The organism is Candidatus Babeliales bacterium (genome assembly GCA_035944115.1).
Taxonomy (GTDB): Bacteria; Babelota; Babeliae; order Babelales; family Vermiphilaceae; genus DASZBJ01.
The window spans coordinates 1-17550 of sequence record DASZBJ010000058.1 but is presented as its reverse complement, the minus strand read 5'-3'; the positions used below and the strand labels follow the sequence as shown (position 1 = coordinate 17550).

General features: G+C 40.1%; 17 protein-coding genes. 6 read left to right on the top strand and 11 right to left on the bottom strand.

The window, feature by feature from the left end; translation table 11 throughout:
* The first annotated feature begins 15 nt into the window (after nt 1–15).
* From VGT41_06555 to VGT41_06540, 4 genes are all read left to right on the top strand, one after another.
* Nucleotides 16–1935, top strand: a complete 1920-nt coding sequence (locus tag VGT41_06555) for a hypothetical protein (GenBank protein HEV2601922.1) — start codon at nt 16–18, stop codon at nt 1933–1935.
* A 195-nt stretch (nt 1936–2130) separates the two neighbouring features.
* The gene (locus tag VGT41_06550; protein ID HEV2601921.1) at nt 2131–4089 is read left to right on the top strand and encodes a hypothetical protein; all 1959 of its coding nucleotides are present in this window, start codon (nt 2131–2133) and stop codon (nt 4087–4089) included.
* A gap of 161 nt (nt 4090–4250) precedes the next feature.
* Nucleotides 4251–6257, top strand: a complete 2007-nt coding sequence (locus VGT41_06545) for a hypothetical protein (protein HEV2601920.1) — start codon at nt 4251–4253, stop codon at nt 6255–6257.
* 175 nt (nt 6258–6432) lie between these two features.
* Nucleotides 6433–8073 (top strand): hypothetical protein, encoded by a 1641-nt coding sequence (locus VGT41_06540; protein ID HEV2601919.1) that lies wholly within the window; start codon nt 6433–6435, stop codon nt 8071–8073.
* Between the two features lie 90 nt (nt 8074–8163).
* Here the strand turns inward: VGT41_06540 and VGT41_06535 are convergent, their stop codons facing one another.
* From VGT41_06535 to VGT41_06520, 4 genes are all read right to left on the bottom strand, one after another.
* Nucleotides 8164–8751 (bottom strand): hypothetical protein, encoded by a 588-nt coding sequence (locus tag VGT41_06535; GenBank protein ID HEV2601918.1) that lies wholly within the window; start codon nt 8749–8751, stop codon nt 8164–8166.
* A gap of 18 nt (nt 8752–8769) precedes the next feature.
* A complete protein-coding gene (locus VGT41_06530) occupies nt 8770–9291 on the bottom strand; it encodes a hypothetical protein (GenBank protein HEV2601917.1) in 522 nt (173 codons plus the stop codon).
* Between the two features lie 148 nt (nt 9292–9439).
* Nucleotides 9440–9778 carry a hypothetical protein gene (locus tag VGT41_06525; GenBank protein HEV2601916.1) on the bottom strand — a complete coding sequence of 113 codons (339 nt, stop codon included), beginning with the start codon at nt 9776–9778 and terminating at the stop codon, nt 9440–9442.
* Between the two features lie 16 nt (nt 9779–9794).
* Nucleotides 9795–10490, bottom strand: coding sequence for a hypothetical protein (locus tag VGT41_06520; GenBank protein ID HEV2601915.1), 696 nt, complete (start codon nt 10488–10490; stop codon nt 9795–9797).
* Nucleotides 10491–10767: 277 nt separating this feature from the next.
* On the opposite strand from VGT41_06520, the gene VGT41_06515 reads away from it, so the two are divergent.
* Both VGT41_06515 and VGT41_06510 read left to right on the top strand, forming a co-directional pair.
* Nucleotides 10768–11112, top strand: a complete 345-nt coding sequence (locus VGT41_06515; GenBank protein HEV2601914.1) for a DUF5674 family protein — start codon at nt 10768–10770, stop codon at nt 11110–11112.
* Nucleotides 11109–11459, top strand: a complete 351-nt coding sequence (locus VGT41_06510; protein HEV2601913.1) for a hypothetical protein — start codon at nt 11109–11111, stop codon at nt 11457–11459. The genes VGT41_06515 and VGT41_06510 overlap by 4 nt, the downstream gene beginning before the upstream one ends.
* Before the next feature lie 19 nt (nt 11460–11478).
* Here the strand turns inward: VGT41_06510 and VGT41_06505 are convergent, their stop codons facing one another.
* The 7 genes from VGT41_06505 to VGT41_06475 form a co-directional block, all read right to left on the bottom strand.
* The gene (locus VGT41_06505) at nt 11479–11676 is read right to left on the bottom strand and encodes a ChaB family protein (GenBank protein ID HEV2601912.1); all 198 of its coding nucleotides are present in this window, start codon (nt 11674–11676) and stop codon (nt 11479–11481) included.
* 142 nt (nt 11677–11818) lie between these two features.
* Nucleotides 11819–12655 carry a hypothetical protein gene (locus VGT41_06500; protein ID HEV2601911.1) on the bottom strand — a complete coding sequence of 279 codons (837 nt, stop codon included), beginning with the start codon at nt 12653–12655 and terminating at the stop codon, nt 11819–11821.
* Nucleotides 12656–12814: 159 nt separating this feature from the next.
* Nucleotides 12815–13696, bottom strand: a complete 882-nt coding sequence (locus tag VGT41_06495) for a hypothetical protein (GenBank protein HEV2601910.1) — start codon at nt 13694–13696, stop codon at nt 12815–12817.
* A gap of 170 nt (nt 13697–13866) precedes the next feature.
* Nucleotides 13867–14118 (bottom strand): acyl carrier protein, encoded by a 252-nt coding sequence (locus VGT41_06490; GenBank protein ID HEV2601909.1) that lies wholly within the window; start codon nt 14116–14118, stop codon nt 13867–13869.
* Nucleotides 14105–15073: an acyltransferase domain-containing protein gene (locus tag VGT41_06485; GenBank protein ID HEV2601908.1), complete on the bottom strand. Its 969-nt coding sequence runs from the start codon at nt 15071–15073 to the stop codon at nt 14105–14107. The genes VGT41_06490 and VGT41_06485 overlap by 14 nt, the downstream gene beginning before the upstream one ends.
* Before the next feature lie 28 nt (nt 15074–15101).
* Nucleotides 15102–16532, bottom strand: a complete 1431-nt coding sequence (gltX, locus tag VGT41_06480) for a glutamate--tRNA ligase (protein HEV2601907.1) — start codon at nt 16530–16532, stop codon at nt 15102–15104.
* Nucleotides 16533–16548: 16 nt separating this feature from the next.
* Nucleotides 16549–17217: a hypothetical protein gene (locus VGT41_06475; protein ID HEV2601906.1), complete on the bottom strand. Its 669-nt coding sequence runs from the start codon at nt 17215–17217 to the stop codon at nt 16549–16551.
* Nucleotides 17218–17550: the final 333 nt, after the last annotated feature.

Sequence of the window (17550 nt, the reverse complement as noted above, 5' to 3'; positions counted from 1 at the left end):
ATACAAGGAGTTGAGATGAACCGTATTTTATCAAAAAAATTTTTTGCCCTTTTTATTCTTGCATGTGCAAGAGAACTAGCGGCTGATGTCGTCGCTATGCCTTATTACAACATACGATCACAAGGAACGGACCTTGTACGTGAAATGGTAGGCTGGCAAGAACTTATCAATCGATGTGATGAAGATAAATTTTATGGCGCATTCGCCGTTGCAGGACAATATAGCCAATCATTCAGACCAGAGCGCATTGCTGACTGTATTTTTGGCGATGATCTAATACATGATAATGAATGTGCTTCACAAATAAATATAACTGGTAGCTGCGTATCAAATCGTGACAAAAAAGATTGGCTTGCCGATTATTTCGGACTCCCTAGTGATTATCAAGGAAGCGTCAGTTTTTCTCCACGCATTAAGAACTTTGTAGCTGATGTACAATTTTATGTAGGGCTATCCGAATGGGCAGATAATTTTTATTTTAGATTGAATCTTCCCATAGTACACACCCGTTGGAGCTTGAATGTGTGTGAAGATGCTAAAGCAGGATCAAACAGTCAGCCAGCTGGATATTTCAGTGACCAAGTAATTACTAATGATAACTTACTCACCAAAGCAACTGAATTTTTCAGTGGTGATTTCGCTCCTACATTAGCACTATCAACGGGCGGTGAAATTATCTTTCAGAAACTCGCTTACAGCAAATGGGCCGTTTCTGACTGCAACTGCAATGGACTTTCAAAAACAGCACTTGCTGATGTTGCTATGATTTTTGGTTACAATTTTATATGTAACGAAGATGATTATTTTGGACTCAGCCTACGCATCGATGCGCCAACCGGTACTCATCCAAAAGGTGAGTTCTTGTTTGAACCGGTCATCGGTACTGGCCATCAGTGGTACTTAGGCGCCGGCATCCATGGTAAGAAACTATTATGGGAAAGCGACTGCGATGATACAACAGTAAGTTTCTATATCGATGCAAACATTGGGCACCTCTTTAAAGCCTGCCAAACGCGCGTATTTGATCTGTGCTCTGCAGGCGAAAACAGCAGATACATGCTTGCACAAAGACTAGGCAGTAATAACGATTCACTCGAAGGCCTGCCAACTACTGTATCAATACCCGGAACTGGTACACAATCTGATTTTCAATTCGCTAATGAATTTGCACCAGTAGCAAACCTTACGGTATCGAAAGTTGATGTAAGTGTGGCAGTAGAAGCTGACATCGCCCTGAAATTTTCATATGCAACTGACAGTGGATTTACCTGGGACCTTGGTTATGAATTTTATGGCAGATCTTGCGAAAAAATCAGTCTGAAGTCTGGTTGTCTAACGAACAACTCTATTTCTGATTGGGCACTCAAAGGTGATGCGTCTATTTTTGGATTTACTAATGAAGCCACCCCGGTACCGGTAGCCCTTGCTGCTACTGAAAGCCAGGCAACGATTCACTCGGGAACTAACTTTACCAACAGTAACAAAGTGTGCCTTGGATTTGATTTTACAACTAATACCGTAAATAATTTAACACCAGCACAAGTGATAGCACTATCAAATCCAAACATTGATAATCCAGAATTTGCTTCAAATTCGGCCGATCTATTAACCGTAGCTAGTGGTGATAATTCTACTTTCACCCATACTTCAATCCAACCAATCATCTTATCAGACGATGATAAGAAACTTATTGGAAGCAAGGCAATCACCCACAAAGTGTTTACCCATATTAACTACACCTGGAAAGACAATGAAGATTGGGAACCATTTGTAGGAGTTGGTGCATCAGTAGAACTAAATCATGAATCTTCATGTCCAGCAACCCCTGCTAAAAAAGATTGCCCGCCAAAAAATACAAAACCAAAATCTGACTGTGCATCATGTGCTTTAAATCAATGGTCAGTTTGGGTCAAAGGTGGTATCGCCTTTAATTAATAATGCATAAAATACTGATACTGAAATGTTGATTTTAAAGAAGAATCCTTTTCAGTATCAGTACGTAAAACAATTTTTATTCGGCATGAATAAAAATTATTTTTTAAACTATTGCATCAAAAAAAATTATCTGATAGTGTCTTGTCGATGTAGTGAAATCCTCGTTCAAAATCTCTTACACAAAAAGGAGTATTTATGATGAAGTGTAGAGAAAAATTTTTCCTCAGCGCTTTGGTACTATGCGGCGTAGCTAGTACTCAAGTGCAAGCTGTAACTCCATATTTCGGCATTCGTTCGCAAGGAACATCTGCTGTACGTGAGATGCTCGGCTGGCAAAAACTAATTAATCGTTGTGATGAAGAAGATTTTTATGGAGCAGGATCTCTTGCCCTTGAATATTCTCAATCTTTCAGATCAAATCGAATCGCTGAATGTCTCTTTGGTGACGCCCTAGTTACAATCCCTGCTGCAACAACTCCTACAACACCTACTACTGGCTGCGATACTGGTTGTGATAGCAACAACGGTTGCAATTCTCGTTCTATTGTTATATCTGGTAGCTGTGTTGATGATCGCAATAACGACACAGATTTCTTGGCTGATTACTTTGGACTACCTACTGATTTCCAAAGCACGGTAAGTTTTTCACCAAAAATCAGAAACTTTGTTGCTGATTTCGAGTTCTACATGGGACTTAGTGAGTGGGCATGTGGTTTATACTTCAGATTAAACCTTCCGCTTAACTACACTCGTTGGGATCTAAACTTCTGTGAATCAATAACTAATGCTGGTACAAACCCGTACCTTCCTGGGTACTTCGGACCAACACTTGTTCCAACATCTGATCTTTTACACTCAGCAGAAGATTTCTTTGCTGGTAGAACTCCAACTTTAAGCGACGGAATAACATTCCAAGGATTAAAGTACAGCAAATGGGCTGGCGACTGTAAATCTAAAACAAAAACTCGTTTAGCTGACGTTGAAGCGGTACTTGGATATAACTTTGCATGCAGCGAAGATTATAACTTCGGTATTAACATCCGCACAGCTGCTCCAGCTGGTAACCGTCCTGAAGGCGAGTTCTTATTTGAACCAATGTCTGGTAACGGAAAACATTGGGAACTTGGCGCAGGAATCAATACATCTGCGGTTCTTTGGAGAGCTTGTGATTCAGACACAACATTCAGCGTATATCTTGATGCAAACGTAATGCACTTATTCGATGCATGCCAAACTCGTGTATTCGATCTTTGCTCAGCAGGCGATAACAGCAGATACATGCTTGCACAAAGACTTGGTACAAACAATAACACATTACAAGGTGGTACACCTTTAGTATTATCTGACTCTCAATTTGCAAACGAATTCGCTCCAGTTGCTAACTTAACTGCGTCTCGCGTTGATGTAAGCGTACCGGTAGTAGGAAACGTTGCTATCAAATTCGCATTCGACACAGACTGTGGATTTGGTTTTGATGTTGGTTATGAATTCTTCGGAAGCGCTTGCGAAAAAGTTTGCCGCAAAAATAGTTGCAACAACAACGATGTTACTCTAACTGATTGGGCATTAAAAGGTGATGCGCATGTAGTCGGATTCTTACCTGTTGATGGCGGCTCTGCTCCGATAAATCTTGCAGCAACACAAAGCACTGCAACAATTTCTCATGGTACAAACTTCCCAGGCGTTGACTGTACCTTTGTTGATTCTTCTAACTCAGTTGCAACTGGTGCACTTTTAGCAGCAACAGCAAACCCTAGAATTGATAATGTACAACCAGCATTCTCTGATGGGGATCCATTATTTGCACAACCGTTCCCTGATTTTGGTCCACAAACTAACACTTCAATCCAGCCAATTACACTTACAGAAGATGACATCAACGTAGTAACAAACCGTAACATCACTCATAAAGTGTTCGCTCACTTTAACTACACATGGCAAGATCGTGAAGAATGTCAGTGGATTCCATTCGTAGGTGTGGGTGCTTCAGCTGAATTCGCATCTCGAGGCGGCAACTGTGACACTACTGCATGTGACGTTGCAACAATCTGTGGAACAGAAAACACCTGTGATTCAGATGACAGAAGCAACTGCACAAGCTGCAGCAGCTTGAACCAGTGGTCAGTATGGATTAAAGGCGGATTCGCTTACTAAGCAAATCTAGTAGCCATACAAGGTTTACAGAGGTCCGTGGAACTTTCCACGGACCTCTTTTTTTATGAGCATGCAATTAAAATTTGATTAGTGAAAAAAATATTGTTAGCTTCTTAAACAGAAGTAAGTAAGGAATGTACAATCTTATAAAAGGAGTATGTATGAAGAACTACAGAGAAAGGTTTTTTCTCACCGTATTGGTATTATGCGGTTTAGCGGGAAGTGGCGCACAAGCTGCAACGGTAACCCCCTACTATCAAATACGTTCACAAGGTACTAACGCCGCCCGAGAAATGGTAGGATGGCAACAATTAATTAATCTTTGCTGTCAAGATGATTGGTATGGCGCTGGCGCTGTTGCACTTGAATATTCTCAATCATTTAGATCAAACAGAATGTGCGAATGCCTCTTTGGTGATGCATTAATCACTTCTTCTCCAGTAGCTACTGATGCTACACCTACTACAGCATGTGATACCGATTCAGATTGCAAAACAGAGTGCGATACCTGCAGCATCAGCATATCTGGTAGCTGCGTAGATGATAGAGACGGAACAAAAGATTTCTTAGCTGATTATTTTGGATTACCAACAGATTTCCAAAGCACCGTAAGTTTTTCACCAAAAATAAAAAACTTTGTTGCTGATTTTCAATTCTATTTCGGACTTGATTCATTTGCAGAAGGTTTATACTTCCGCGTTAACATGCCACTAACCCATACTCGTTGGGACTTGCATGCTCGCGAAGAAATAATCAACAAAGGAACAAACCCATATCTTATCGGATACTTCGGTCCTACCGGTATACCAACAGATGACTTACTCCATAGCGCACTCGATTTCTTTGCTGGTAAAACACCTGATTTAGGCGCAGTAACTTTTGACGCATTACAATTCAGTAAATGGTCTGTTGATGGATGCGAATCTAAATCTAAATCAAAAACTCGTTTAGCTGACGTTGAAGCAGCACTTGGATACAACTTTGTATGCAACGAAGATTACGTTTTTGGACTTAACGCTCGCGCAACAGCGCCAGCTGGTAACCGTCCTGAAGCGGAATTTTTATTTGAGCCTATGGTTGGTAGCGGACATTTCTGGGAACTTGGTGGTGGAATTAACACCGGAATAGTTCTTTGGAGATCATGCGAAGATAAGAGCAGATTTAGCTTCTATTTAGATGCAAATGTTACGCACCTATTCTCAACGCGCCAAACACGCGTATTTGATCTGTGTTCAGCAGGTAATAACAGCAGATATATGCTTGCACAAAAACTGGGCGCTAACGTAGACGACTTATCAACAGATAGAGTAACTGGATTATTATCTGATTTCCAATTCGTTAATCACTTCGCTCCTGTTGCAAACCTTACCGCATCTCCTGTTGATGTAAGCGTTTCAGTACAAGGTGATTTGGCACTACAATTTACATTCGCAACTGAATGCGGATTCAATTGGAGTGTTGGTTATGAATTGTGGGGTAAAGCATGTGAAAAACTATGCCGACAAAAAGGTTGCAACGCACCAGTATTGTCTGAATGGGCACTCAAAGGTGATGCACATGTATACGGATTTGCTGCCGCTGAAGGCCCTTCTGTACCTGTAGCTCTTGCTGCAACACAAAGCACTGCAACAATCCATCAAGGCACAAACTTCCCTGGCGTTGACTGCACGTTCGCTGATGCTCCTGCAAATACTATTGCAACTGGCGCACTCTTAGCAGCAACTGCCAATCCACGTATTGACAACGTGCAACCAGCTTTTGTTGGCTTTGGCAACCCCCTATTCACAACTCCAGCTTTGACTGCACCACAAACAAACACATCAATTCAGCCAATTGTACTCCAAGAATCTGATGTCAGCATCGTAACAAGCAGCGGTATCAGCCATAAAGTATTTACTCATTTTAGTTATACTTGGGAAACTAATGAATGTCGCTCATGGAGACCATTCATTGGCGTAGGTGCATCAGCTGAATTTGCACAAAGAGGATCTTGTGGCAGCGATTGTGATGATATCTGCAACACCGTTTGTCCAACAACAACACCAACTACATCGACAACAGATTGTAATTCATGCGACACATCATGCGAAAAAACAAAAGGCAACTGTGTTCGTTGCAGCAACTTAAATCAGTGGGCTGTATGGGTTAAAGGCGGTATCGCATACTAATTTAGTAGAGTATATTAGCTTTTCTATCAGGCTCGGAATTTTTCCGAGCCTGATCTTTTTTATAAGCTAAACAGGCTCGAGAGCACTCTCGGGTCTCATTTTTTATAAACTGTTGAGCAACAGAATGTACTCATAGTAGAGTGGTGAAAATGGAATAAAAACAGGAGTTATTTAAATGAAGATCAAATCCGCCATACTAAGAATTATCACCGCACTACTTGCATGCGTTATATCGCAAACAATTACCGCAACATCGCTTTCTGGTATCTCGTTTTTTAGCCCCCGCGCGCATATTGCCGATGCCGCACGTGATTTAATTGGTGAACATCGTTTTGAACATTACGATCACTCTTGCTTGTACACAACTGGTTCAATAACTGCTGAATACGCCAGATCATATAAACCACGGCGACTTGCAGAACATTTTTTTGGTACCAACTTCTTACATATAACCGGTAGTAATGTAATAGGGCGATCAGAAAACAATCTGCTTGCTGATTATTTTGGATTATCACAAACATTTTCAAGCGTTGTTCATTTAGACCCTGTTATGTCCCACGTACTTTTTGATTTTAGTTTTTTTGCAGGATATAAAAACTGGTATTTCATTATGCATGCCCCACTCGTTTGGACTCACGCAAAAGTCCTCATGAATGAAATAATTACCAATGATGGGCTTACTGATCCATTCCCTGCTGGATATATGGGGAAAAATGCAATCACTCCCGTATATGGCAGTTTTAGAGCAGCAATCGCTGGTGATACTATTTATGGAGATGTGCAACCACTAGAATTTGGAAAAATTATTTGCGATGGGGCCTCTCAAACAAAATTAGCCGATATTTCACTCGTCGTTGGATATGATCTGGTAAACAATGATTGTGGTTATGCCGGTTTTAATCTACGCGGAGTAATACCAACAGGCAGCAGATCAAAAAGTGAGATTATTTTTGAACCAATAGTAGGCAACGGACATCATGGAGAACTCGGTATCGGATTTGCGTCACGCGGCCTCATCTGGGAAAAAGAGGGAATCCAACGTGCAGACGTTTTCTTTAATTTTAATGTCACTCATCTCTTTAAATCACGCCAACGCCGATCATTTGATTTCTTTAATACCGACAGATTAGATAGTCAACTTTCTTCAGAAAACCCCTGTAATGAAAGCGGTTTTGGCAGTCGTTATATTTTGGTAAAAGAATTTGATGAAAATAAAGAATATATGGGTACAACTATTCCTGCAATTAATATCAGCACACTCAACTGCGATGTATCCATGGCAATACAATTTGATATCGCATTAATGTTTGCCTATCAATATAATAGCTTTAATTTTGACATCGGTTACAACGCATTTATACGCAGCAGAGAACTCATCTCCCTCCATGAGGGCCAATTCCCTTCCAACGGTTATGGATTTAAAGGAATTCAAAATCTGTATACACCACCCGTTCCTCTGAATACCACACAAAGTAATGCCACCATTGATGGTAACGTGGACCAAATCGCACGACTGCCAATCGATGCCACATTTGCAGAAAAACAGGCAGCGCTCGTAGACAGAAACTCTCCCATCTTGCTCCAAGAATCTGATATCGATGTAGAATCAGCAGCATCTGATATGGTCCTGACGCATAAAATATTCTGGTATGCCGGACACACCTGGTGCCATAATGCATGCAGTCGCGTGGAACCATATCTGGGTTTCGGTGCATTTGTAGAATTTGAAGGAGATCGACCAAAAGAAATGCAACCATACAAAAATGCGATGGCGCAATGGGGTCTCTGGTTAAAAGGTGGATTTGGCTGGCATTGACGATGTCGCCCTGAAGAATAAAAGGTTGCGCTTAATCTGGGCGCAACCTAATTATAGATATCGAAATTATTTTTTATTAACGATGTACGACTACTTTTTTTTCAACCAATTACGCACATTAATAGGCAATCTCTGCAACCTATGCAATGCGGGATTTTTAAAATAGAATGCTCGTTTTGATAAATCCACAATTGCATGCGTATCTTGTGCATTATAAATCGCTGTAAAAAAATTAGACCGATTTTCTGCAATTTTTTTTGCAGGATCTTTTATTAACCTGTTACTCGAAACTAATGGAACAGCAATGTCTAAATTTGTTCTAAAATTAAACCATGTACCTATTGCCTGTCCCAATGCAAGTCTATCTGGCCCGTCCTCTATAAAAGGACCTTTATCAATAAACATTCCTTTATCATCAATCTGCCTTTCAAAGAAACTATCACACCGCTGTAACACATCACGTATCTCTGTTGGTTTACTGGAATATACCGTTTTAACCTCATTATGTGTTGCATGAGAATACATCAAAGCACCACTACCATCTGGTACAACCTCCAACTTCCCCTTCATACACGCATTGATCAATGCTATCTTTTGCGCATTGGACATCGACTCTGCATGCACCGCTGCAGAAGTTACAATCAATCCCAACAGATACAAACCATTTACTATTTTCATAGAAGCATCCTTTTACTTTTATTGAACAAATCTCTTCCATCTCACAATGAGCGGATATCTTAAAAATAGTTTCTTCTTTGATGCCTGCTCGACTTTGATTGCATCGTGCTGACCGTCAATTGCCTCAAAAAAGTTTTTTGCACTATTAATTGCATCCAAAAGGTTTTGACGATTGTTTATCACTTTTTCTGAATCTTTATCGATCTTTCCACGCAGATCATCACAATTTTTAAAGATCTTCCATTTGTATATAGCCTTTTTGAGTCGCCCTTCTGATAGCTCTCCGGCAGCATATTTAGCTTCATAATCTCGCAGTACATGTTTTATTTCATCGACTCGTATACCATGCTGTCTCTTTCCTCCCATATACTTCAAAAAGCGCTCATCTGCATACAACTGCCCCTTCATGCATGCGTCTATAAAAGAAGTTACTCTCTCATCAGCAACACGCTCCGGATCTTCTACTCGTATGGTGCTGCTAAGACCACCTAATTCACCAACCATCTGTATTGCAAAAGCTAGTATCATAAAAAATACCATAACAATATCCTCTCTAAAAAACATCTTATTCAAAAAAACAGCTCATTAAAGGGTACGGACCGACATTAAAAAGGGCAAGAATATCTACACTCTTGCCCTTTTAACAGAATTATTTTTTCACTGTAAAACAATTAACTCAAATACGTCCTTAATGATCATGCCCCGCATTGCATTCCTCACAAATCCTATTAAAACAGACCCAATACAAAAGTCTTCCCTTCTGTTTTAGTGTCAGTTGATGCAACATCTCCTTATCCGCAGCAAGGATCTCAACATTCGTTACTACCTCTTTTAATCTATTCGGTAACAATTGTTTTAAACGTTCGGCTCGGTTTAATGCGCCTTTAGATTGTAACGTTTCCTGAGACTTACCATCTGCATGTACATGCAATACCGCACTTTTTTTTCCGTCAGACACCGCGTTAGCCTGCACTGCACCAAAAAACAAAATCAATCCAAATAATCGTAACACACTCAAAATTTTCATATTCATATCCTTATTGTTATTTCTTTGCTATTTCAGCCAATTTCGACAACCTACGCATCACCGGATTTTCTAATCGCAACGATCGTTGACCCGCCCGAGCAATCGCGCATATATCGCTTCTATCTCCAATTGGATTATCCACTTTTCGTTTTCCGTTAACAATCTGTACTGTCTGCTTATTGTTGCCACTTGCCAGTATTGCATTCAAAAACGCCTGTCGATTGGCTTTAATTTTTTGTGCAGCTTTACTGTTATTGCCATCAAGATCTTGCAAATTTACAAATTCACGAAACTTTTGCATTGCATGCTTTTCTTCCTGCACATACCAATCTCCATCATCTTGAACATAGTAATCAAACAAACGCCCCAACCTACTGTTATGTATTTTTTCAACTGGCTCAGATTGAGCTTCAATCACCAAATCTTTCAAGTAGGGCACATAGAGCTCACCGGAAAGATCTCCGTGAGCTTTCTTACGATTTTTCACCGTATACGCCAACCACTGCCACTTTTGTCCATACTCAACATAGTATTTTTGAAAACGACGCGCTGAGACCAGTAATTTACCATTCATACATGCATCTATTTGCGCTATTTTTTCTCGCGCGTTGACTGCCTGTTCCGAATATCTATAGGGACGTGTCAACTCAGCTACCAACTGCATGCCAGTTAATGGTACAAGTAGTACTGGGGCCAGTATTGCTGCAAACATAATAATATCCTTTCTAAGAAGTCTTAATCTTCAAAATCAACACAACAAAGGATACAGACAGAAATTAAAAAGACAAGAAGCGCACGCCCTCTGCCTTTTTAACAAAATTATTTTTTCTCTCATGCATAACCACTTATACACAATCACACCATTATAAAGTGGATGTGGATTTTGTTGGCATTAAAAATCAATGACATAACTCCTAAAATATATAAACTAATAATCTCTAAAACTATTAATGTTACTCGATTAAACGAATGTGTGCATAAGGAATCATATGCTATTAATAACTACCGAAATCACTCTTGACGAACTAAAAAAAATGGCTCTCAAAATGCATAACAACCTTGTAAAAGCAGTCGTTGATATTGAAAAAGGCATCATGATAGTTGATGCCGAATTACATGCAGATCAAGAAGACACATTTCTTGAAAATGGATCTGCTCAACAAAACCTATGGGGCATAAATCTACACCCTTCAAAATTTGGCTCTGATGATTTTATAGAATTTGATTCAATGATTAACATTCGCCCATCACAAGGAAATTATGATAGAGGCGTTAATGATACTGCAACTCAGAAAAAAATTGTTAGTATCGTTAACCAGCTGGTAATCTCATGAACATGGTAAGGATTATTCATAAAGATCTTTATGAATCTGGCCGATGGTTTAAACTATCTCTCGTAGAACAACTGGCCAACATTGGCGCGGATGTAGGCAGAGCAATTCAAGCACGTGCAAAAAATGATCCACAATCTTGCCAATATGCTTTTGAGCGTGCGTTAGAACTTATCGATTTTACCAAAGAAGATCCGAAAAACAGAAAACGACTTAAGGAAGTGCTTCGAGTTCGCGAATTTCTTGCAGATTATTTTGCAGGTGATAATCAGTATGGTTTTACAGACCAAGCTTGGCAAAATTATTTTTATTACTTTGGCTATTTAGTCGCTGCTCGTCGAGGAAAGTAAATATACTCTATTTTCCTGACTATTTTTTTACCCATTTTCCGTCAGCATTTTTCTCATATTCATGTTTCACTGCAGACCAAGCAACCTTAAAAGCCTGCTCTTCGTTACTATATTCTTCATGAGCACTATTAAATGCCTTGCGGAAAATAGTTTGCGCATGCTCAGGAAGATGGTCACGAACAGAACTTGGCAAATCAGCATTTGATGCATATGGCATTGCAACTCCTTTTTATTTATACACTACTTACTACTGCATACGATAACCCATGTATTCATTATTGTGACAATAGCAGATAAAAAAAGAAACACCTCGCCATATAACGAGGCGTTCACCATCATAACAATCAATTAAAATACTATTACAAAGGCCGCTGCAATACCCACTCAGACCAAATCTGATGATGTCGCTCCATCTCTTTTTTCTTATCGTCCTCAGAGCCACTACTTTTCTTAGATAAACAGTCAGTAATATTCGCTGACAATCTACGCAATCTATGCTTTAAATGTCCTTCTACCTGTAACGCTCTACTTGCAGCACCTACAATTGCATGCGCATCGTTCTGATTTTTGATTACTGATAAAAGATTACGCCGATTATTTCTGATGCGTTCTATAACTTCCTTATCTGCATCACCTTCAAGATCTTGGTGCGTTATAAATGCATATAACCTGCTAGCCCTACGCTCGGCTCGTAATTCTTCAAAGGTTTCTTCTATCTCTTTTTGCCCGTCTTGAGGATTACCGGTAATACAATATTTGAACAAGCGAATCAACTGAACATATCTCAAAGATGATAAAAATTTATCCGCATCATGATCTTGCTTATATCTTTTGCGATATTGAGCAAACGCACACATTTCTCGCAATTCTGAATACAGGTTATCAGGAGCAATTTTATATACCACTCCTCTCTTATTATATCTATTATCCGGATACTGCACCATGCCATCCACAGCGGTTAATTTTCCATACATATACGCATCTGCCAATGAAATTCTTTCTGCTGATGATAGCTTTGACGCTCCTTCATTTACGCGACATATAACTTGTGATATCTTCCCTGCATCATACGCCTGGTACAAAGTGATGCTATTTTTTGACAAGCGATCGGCATCAGAATTGGCTACCCCTTGTGCATACATTGCACCGGAACATACAACCAATCCGTATAATCGCAGCACGCTCAAAAATTTCATGATAATAGCCTCTTTAAAAAATGATAATCGTGAAAAACAACATCAGACAGGATACGATCACAAAGATAAAAGGCAAGAACCGATAAAATCCTTGCCTTTTATATATAACTATTTTTGGCGTATATAATGAGCCATACGCTATTTAAAGCAGATTAAATATTAACCCAGATTAGCCCCAGATAAGCCTTCAGCAAGCTGAGTGACCTGGTTTGCTAAAGCAGCAGCGATGTTCCAACCCCATCCACGACGCGCTGGTTGCGCTTGAGCAGCAGCAGCGGGCTGCGATACTTCGCTTTCCGAATTCGCGCCAGATAGACGTCTTACCCGTTCTGCAACAGGTGATGGTTCTGCTTGTGGTTGTGGCAACGATAAACGAACTAATTCCGAAGGTAAATTCGGTAATGATTGGCGTCTTACTGGTGCTCGTGTATCATCAATTTCGCCATATTCCTCAAAATCTTTCTCTATTGATTTGTCTTCTTTCTGCTCATCCAATGCCCGTAGTCGCGACAAATCCTCACATGACGCGTTTCTTTGACCTCTTCTGAGAAGCCTCTCTCGATCAGCTTTTTGTAATCCTTTCAACCGTTTATTCAAATCTTTTTTCGCAGATCCAAATAAGTGCAGCTCTTTGTTCAAACTGACCGTGAATGGATGCTTTGCACCTAACCGTGGAATGACCACGCGCATAACTACATGTTGAAACGCTTTATGTTTTTTCGACACCTGGCTAAGCTTAGCTTCTGCTTGAGCCGAAAGTAATCTATCACTGGCGTAGTTCAACTCCTTACTGAGATGAATTCTGGCCTCACTGCCCTCATTCGCTATCGTATGAATATTTTGAAGTTCTTCATCAGAGAATGCGCCACCTGTCTGTCTTCTTAAAACACTCAATTTTTCGTCCTGCAAACCATGTGCTGGATTACCATACAGATTCATACCAACCTCCTTGGAATCTTCCTCTGCCGCAGCATTGATCCCGCCAGCAAATAGGCATAAGCCAGTCATCAATAAAATCATGTAATTATTCTTTATTTTCATAGTGTCCCCCTAACGCTAAAAACCTTATAATGTACCTCAAACATAACACTATAAGGATAACCCCCAATTGACAGGCAGTCAACTGGGGGTTAAATAAAAGCATTAATCCTGACACGGACTCTCATGAGAAAAGCATGGCTAGAGGCCCAGGCACATGCGTCTGACCATAATTACTTGGTACGCCGTGCCTGCACATACGCGGCAATATCAGAAAGAGATTGCATCTTTTCCGCATCTTCATCATTAATTTCTATGCCAAATTGCTCTTCCAATCGCATAATAATTTGGACAATATCTATTGAATCTGCGCCAAGAGATTCGAGCGTAACGTCATGCGTTACGACCGTTTTTTCAATTTTCAGCTCTTGGGCAATAATCGTGATAATTTTCTCTAATGTGTCTTGCATATCAAATGTTGGCATCGTCTATTCCTTTCTGTTGATCCATTGGTTGATTAATAATCTGTTTTAATTCTTGTATATCTGCTTTTGTATTTACTGCCACTACTTTTTTATCCGGATATAATGCTAAAACCATATCTCGTATTTCTGTGCCCGGTCCCACTTGCACCACCAAATCATATTCTTGCACCGCTGCTAAAATTTTATGCCACTGTATTGGCAGGATGGTTTGATTAATAACTGTTTCTTTAACATCTGCACCGAGCGTAATCGGTTTTGCATCAACGTTCGCAAGCAAGGGCACTTCTAAATCTTTAAAATCCACTTTTTCCATATAAATCTTATACTGCGCAACCACCTGCTCCATAAGCGATGAATGCAAGCCAAATTCTGCTCCCACCTCTTGCATGCTCTCTGCATCTTTTTCTCCTGCTGCTTTACGCACACGGTCCACTGCATCAGCATGTCCCATCACCACATGCACCTGCGGACTCAAAGATGCTGCGACATAAACTGCATGTACATCATCTGATGCCAGCTCGCATAATCCTTTTACCATTTTTAAGGAAAGACCAGAAATACGTAACCCGCTCACCGCCCCTTGCTGAAAGGCCTGCTGATAAAATGAAACATATTTAGAAATGAGGTAGAGTCCATCAGGAAAGGTAAATCCCTTTGCCGTATAAATCGCTGCATACTCGCCAATATTATACCCAGCCACACAATCAGGATAAATCTCTTGATCTTTGAGCAGATGTGCGATCGCACAACTCACCAAAAAAAGAGACGGATATGCTTGATCCATACGACCAAGTTCCACATCCGACGCAGCAAAACATAATTTTACAAAATTATGACCAATACAGTTGGAAGCTTCTTCAAAATATTCCTGCACAATTCGAAACTCGTCATAGAGCTCCTTGCCCATGCCAACAAATTGTGCTCCATATCCTGGAAACAGAAAAATTGTTTTCATACACCCCCCGCATAAATTTAATCCATAATCAGTTGTCGATATGGCGCAAAAATATCTGTATGCGAGAAATTGTTTCCTGTTTACCGATAATCGACACCAAATCAAAAATTCCTGGACTAGCCGTTTTTCCCACAAGCGCTATGCGCAATGGCTGTGCAATATGTGCGAGTGAAATCCCCTGTGCTTTACACCATGTTTTTACGGCATCCGTTATGGAATCTACTGTATATGTGGGCAGCTTCTCAATGATTTGTACAAATTCATGTAAATGAGCTGACGTACTACTGCCAATCCATTTATCTACATCTGCTTGCAAATAGGTATGGGGAGCGGTATACAAAGCGATCAACGCTTCCATTAGTTCACTCATTAACAGCACACGATCTTTATACAATTGCAACAACTGCAAAACCTGCTGCTCATTCCATGCAGGAACTGCATCAATGAAATCAGGAGCTAAATAATTGGTAATGTAATTAAACAGCTCTTGTGCTGTTTTTTCTCTAATATATACACCATTCATCCAATTTAATTTATCAGTATCAAAAATCGCTCCCTTTTTTCCCACCTGATCCAATGAGAACAAATGAATCAGTTCATCTTGCGTAAATTTTTCTTGATCACCATGGGACCAACCCAAACGGACCAAATAATTAATCAAAGCTTCCGGTAAATATCCTTTGGCTTTGTATTCTACTGCAGAAACTGCACCATCACGCTTACTCAATTTATCGCCGCTCGGGCCTAAGATAAGCGGAAGATGTGCAAATTGTGGCACTACATATCCACACGCTTGAAAAAGAAAAATCTGTTTTGGCGTATTAGGAATATGATCTTCTCCACGAACTACGTGGGTAATATTCATGAATGCATCATCCGCAACTACCACAAAGTTATAAACTGGCCGTCCATCAGAACGAACTATAATAAAATCATCAAACTGATTCATATCAAAGGTAACGGTACCACGAATCATATCATCAAATGAAATATGCTGAATATCGCGCGGCAATGCAAAACGAATTACCGATGACAGCGATATATCTTTAGGCTCACGGTCACGGCAATGCCCATCATATTTAATAAATGCATCCTGTGGACCATATTTTTGAGCATGACGCGCAAGAACCTCTTGTTCACTACAATAACAACGATACACTTTTTTTTGCGCCAATAGCTGCTCTACCAATGCAGTATGCTCTGGCAATCGCTCCGATTGAACTACAATGGGCTCGTCTGAGACAAGCCCACTCCATTGCAATGATGCAATAATAGAATCAACATATTCTTGCTTAAACCGCTCGCGATCCGTATCTTCAATCCGTACTAAAAATGTACCATTATTGTGTCGCGCAAATAACCAATTAAAAATTGCTGTACGCAAACCACCAATATGCAAATGTCCAGTAGGAGATGGTGCAAATCGCACTCGTATTGCTTGTGTATTCGTTGTCATCATGTATATCAATACCTACTTACGCAATTTGTTGTAATTTTTGTTCTGCTAACGCTGTCCATAATGTTGTTTGCTCAGGAGAATCTGGCAATGCTGTTAATGTTTCCCACGCCTCTTTAGCATCTTCAATATTATTTTTTGACCACTGGTATAATCCCAAATAGTAAAGCGCTACATCACGCTGTACATTGTTTTTATCATACGCAAGTTTTTCTAACTCTTGTAAACCAGTCTCATTTCCCAAATCAATATTAATGAGTGCGCGTTTGGTTGCATATACGGTGTATAATGGTGATGAAGCGGCAACCAGAGATAACGCTGCATCTAATAATGCAACCGCTTCTGCTTTTTTATCCTGCTTTAATGCACTGTTTGCTTCAAATGCCTTAAAATATGGAGCTAATGATGACTGTGTATGTCGCGCATATCCCGCTGCCCATAACGCTTGAATATCAGCCCATGTCTGACGCTCGCGCGCACCTTTCTCGTATTCACGCAAACATTCTGCAAACATCACCTGCGCAGATTGCTCACGAGAAACAACATACCATCGATATCCAAAATATCCTGCGCCTACAACTGCTGCCAGTCCTACAGCAAGTAACAGATAATTCATGTATCCGTTGTTATTTTTCATATATCCATTACCACCAAAACTCATAGTTCCGTAACTACTTCTTTTGTCCATAATCTCAACTCCTTGTGCTAACACTGTTTTTCATGACATATAATGGGAAAAAATATCATAGATATATTGAAATGGCGAATCAAAAAATAGAGTGGCACAAATCCACGTGCTCTATTGATACCCAAAAATCTTCCGCCCTATAAGAACAAGTAACCCACAATCGTCGTCGCGAGCCGCCATTGGCGTGCGTGGTGATCCTGCTACACTTTTGTAGACATGAAGAACTTGTAGTAAACTAACAATTACGAGGGACTTTATGAGAAAAATAAGAATTTATGATAAAGAATTTAAATTAAATGCCTTAGAACTGTATACAGCGGGCAAAACAGGCAC

Bases quoted from the DNA above. Each gene is read 5' to 3' on its own strand.
- VGT41_06525 (HEV2601916.1), bottom strand. From the start codon at position 9,778: ATGAAAATTTTGAGTGTGTTACGATTATTTGGATTGATTTTGTTTTTT.
- VGT41_06520 (HEV2601915.1), bottom strand. From the start codon at position 10,490: ATGTTTGCAGCAATACTGGCCCCAGTACTACTTGTACCATTAACTGGC.
- VGT41_06475 (HEV2601906.1), bottom strand. From the start codon at position 17,217: ATGGACAAAAGAAGTAGTTACGGAACTATGAGTTTTGGTGGTAATGGA.
- VGT41_06495 (HEV2601910.1), bottom strand. From the start codon at position 13,696: ATGAAAATAAAGAATAATTACATGATTTTATTGATGACTGGCTTATGC.
- VGT41_06535 (HEV2601918.1), bottom strand. From the start codon at position 8,751: ATGAAAATAGTAAATGGTTTGTATCTGTTGGGATTGATTGTAACTTCT.
- VGT41_06515 (HEV2601914.1), top strand. From the start codon at position 10,768: ATGCTATTAATAACTACCGAAATCACTCTTGACGAACTAAAAAAAATG.
- VGT41_06530 (HEV2601917.1), bottom strand. From the start codon at position 9,291: ATGGTATTTTTTATGATACTAGCTTTTGCAATACAGATGGTTGGTGAA.
- VGT41_06490 (HEV2601909.1), bottom strand. From the start codon at position 14,118: ATGCCAACATTTGATATGCAAGACACATTAGAGAAAATTATCACGATT.
- VGT41_06540 (HEV2601919.1), top strand. From the start codon at position 6,433: ATGAAGATCAAATCCGCCATACTAAGAATTATCACCGCACTACTTGCA.
- VGT41_06485 (HEV2601908.1), bottom strand. From the start codon at position 15,073: ATGAAAACAATTTTTCTGTTTCCAGGATATGGAGCACAATTTGTTGGC.
- VGT41_06500 (HEV2601911.1), bottom strand. From the start codon at position 12,655: ATGAAATTTTTGAGCGTGCTGCGATTATACGGATTGGTTGTATGTTCC.
- VGT41_06550 (HEV2601921.1), top strand. From the start codon at position 2,131: ATGATGAAGTGTAGAGAAAAATTTTTCCTCAGCGCTTTGGTACTATGC.
- gltX (HEV2601907.1), bottom strand. From the start codon at position 16,532: ATGATGACAACGAATACACAAGCAATACGAGTGCGATTTGCACCATCT.
- VGT41_06555 (HEV2601922.1), top strand. From the start codon at position 16: ATGAACCGTATTTTATCAAAAAAATTTTTTGCCCTTTTTATTCTTGCA.
- VGT41_06545 (HEV2601920.1), top strand. From the start codon at position 4,251: ATGAAGAACTACAGAGAAAGGTTTTTTCTCACCGTATTGGTATTATGC.
- VGT41_06505 (HEV2601912.1), bottom strand. From the start codon at position 11,676: ATGCCATATGCATCAAATGCTGATTTGCCAAGTTCTGTTCGTGACCAT.
- VGT41_06510 (HEV2601913.1), top strand. From the start codon at position 11,109: ATGAACATGGTAAGGATTATTCATAAAGATCTTTATGAATCTGGCCGA.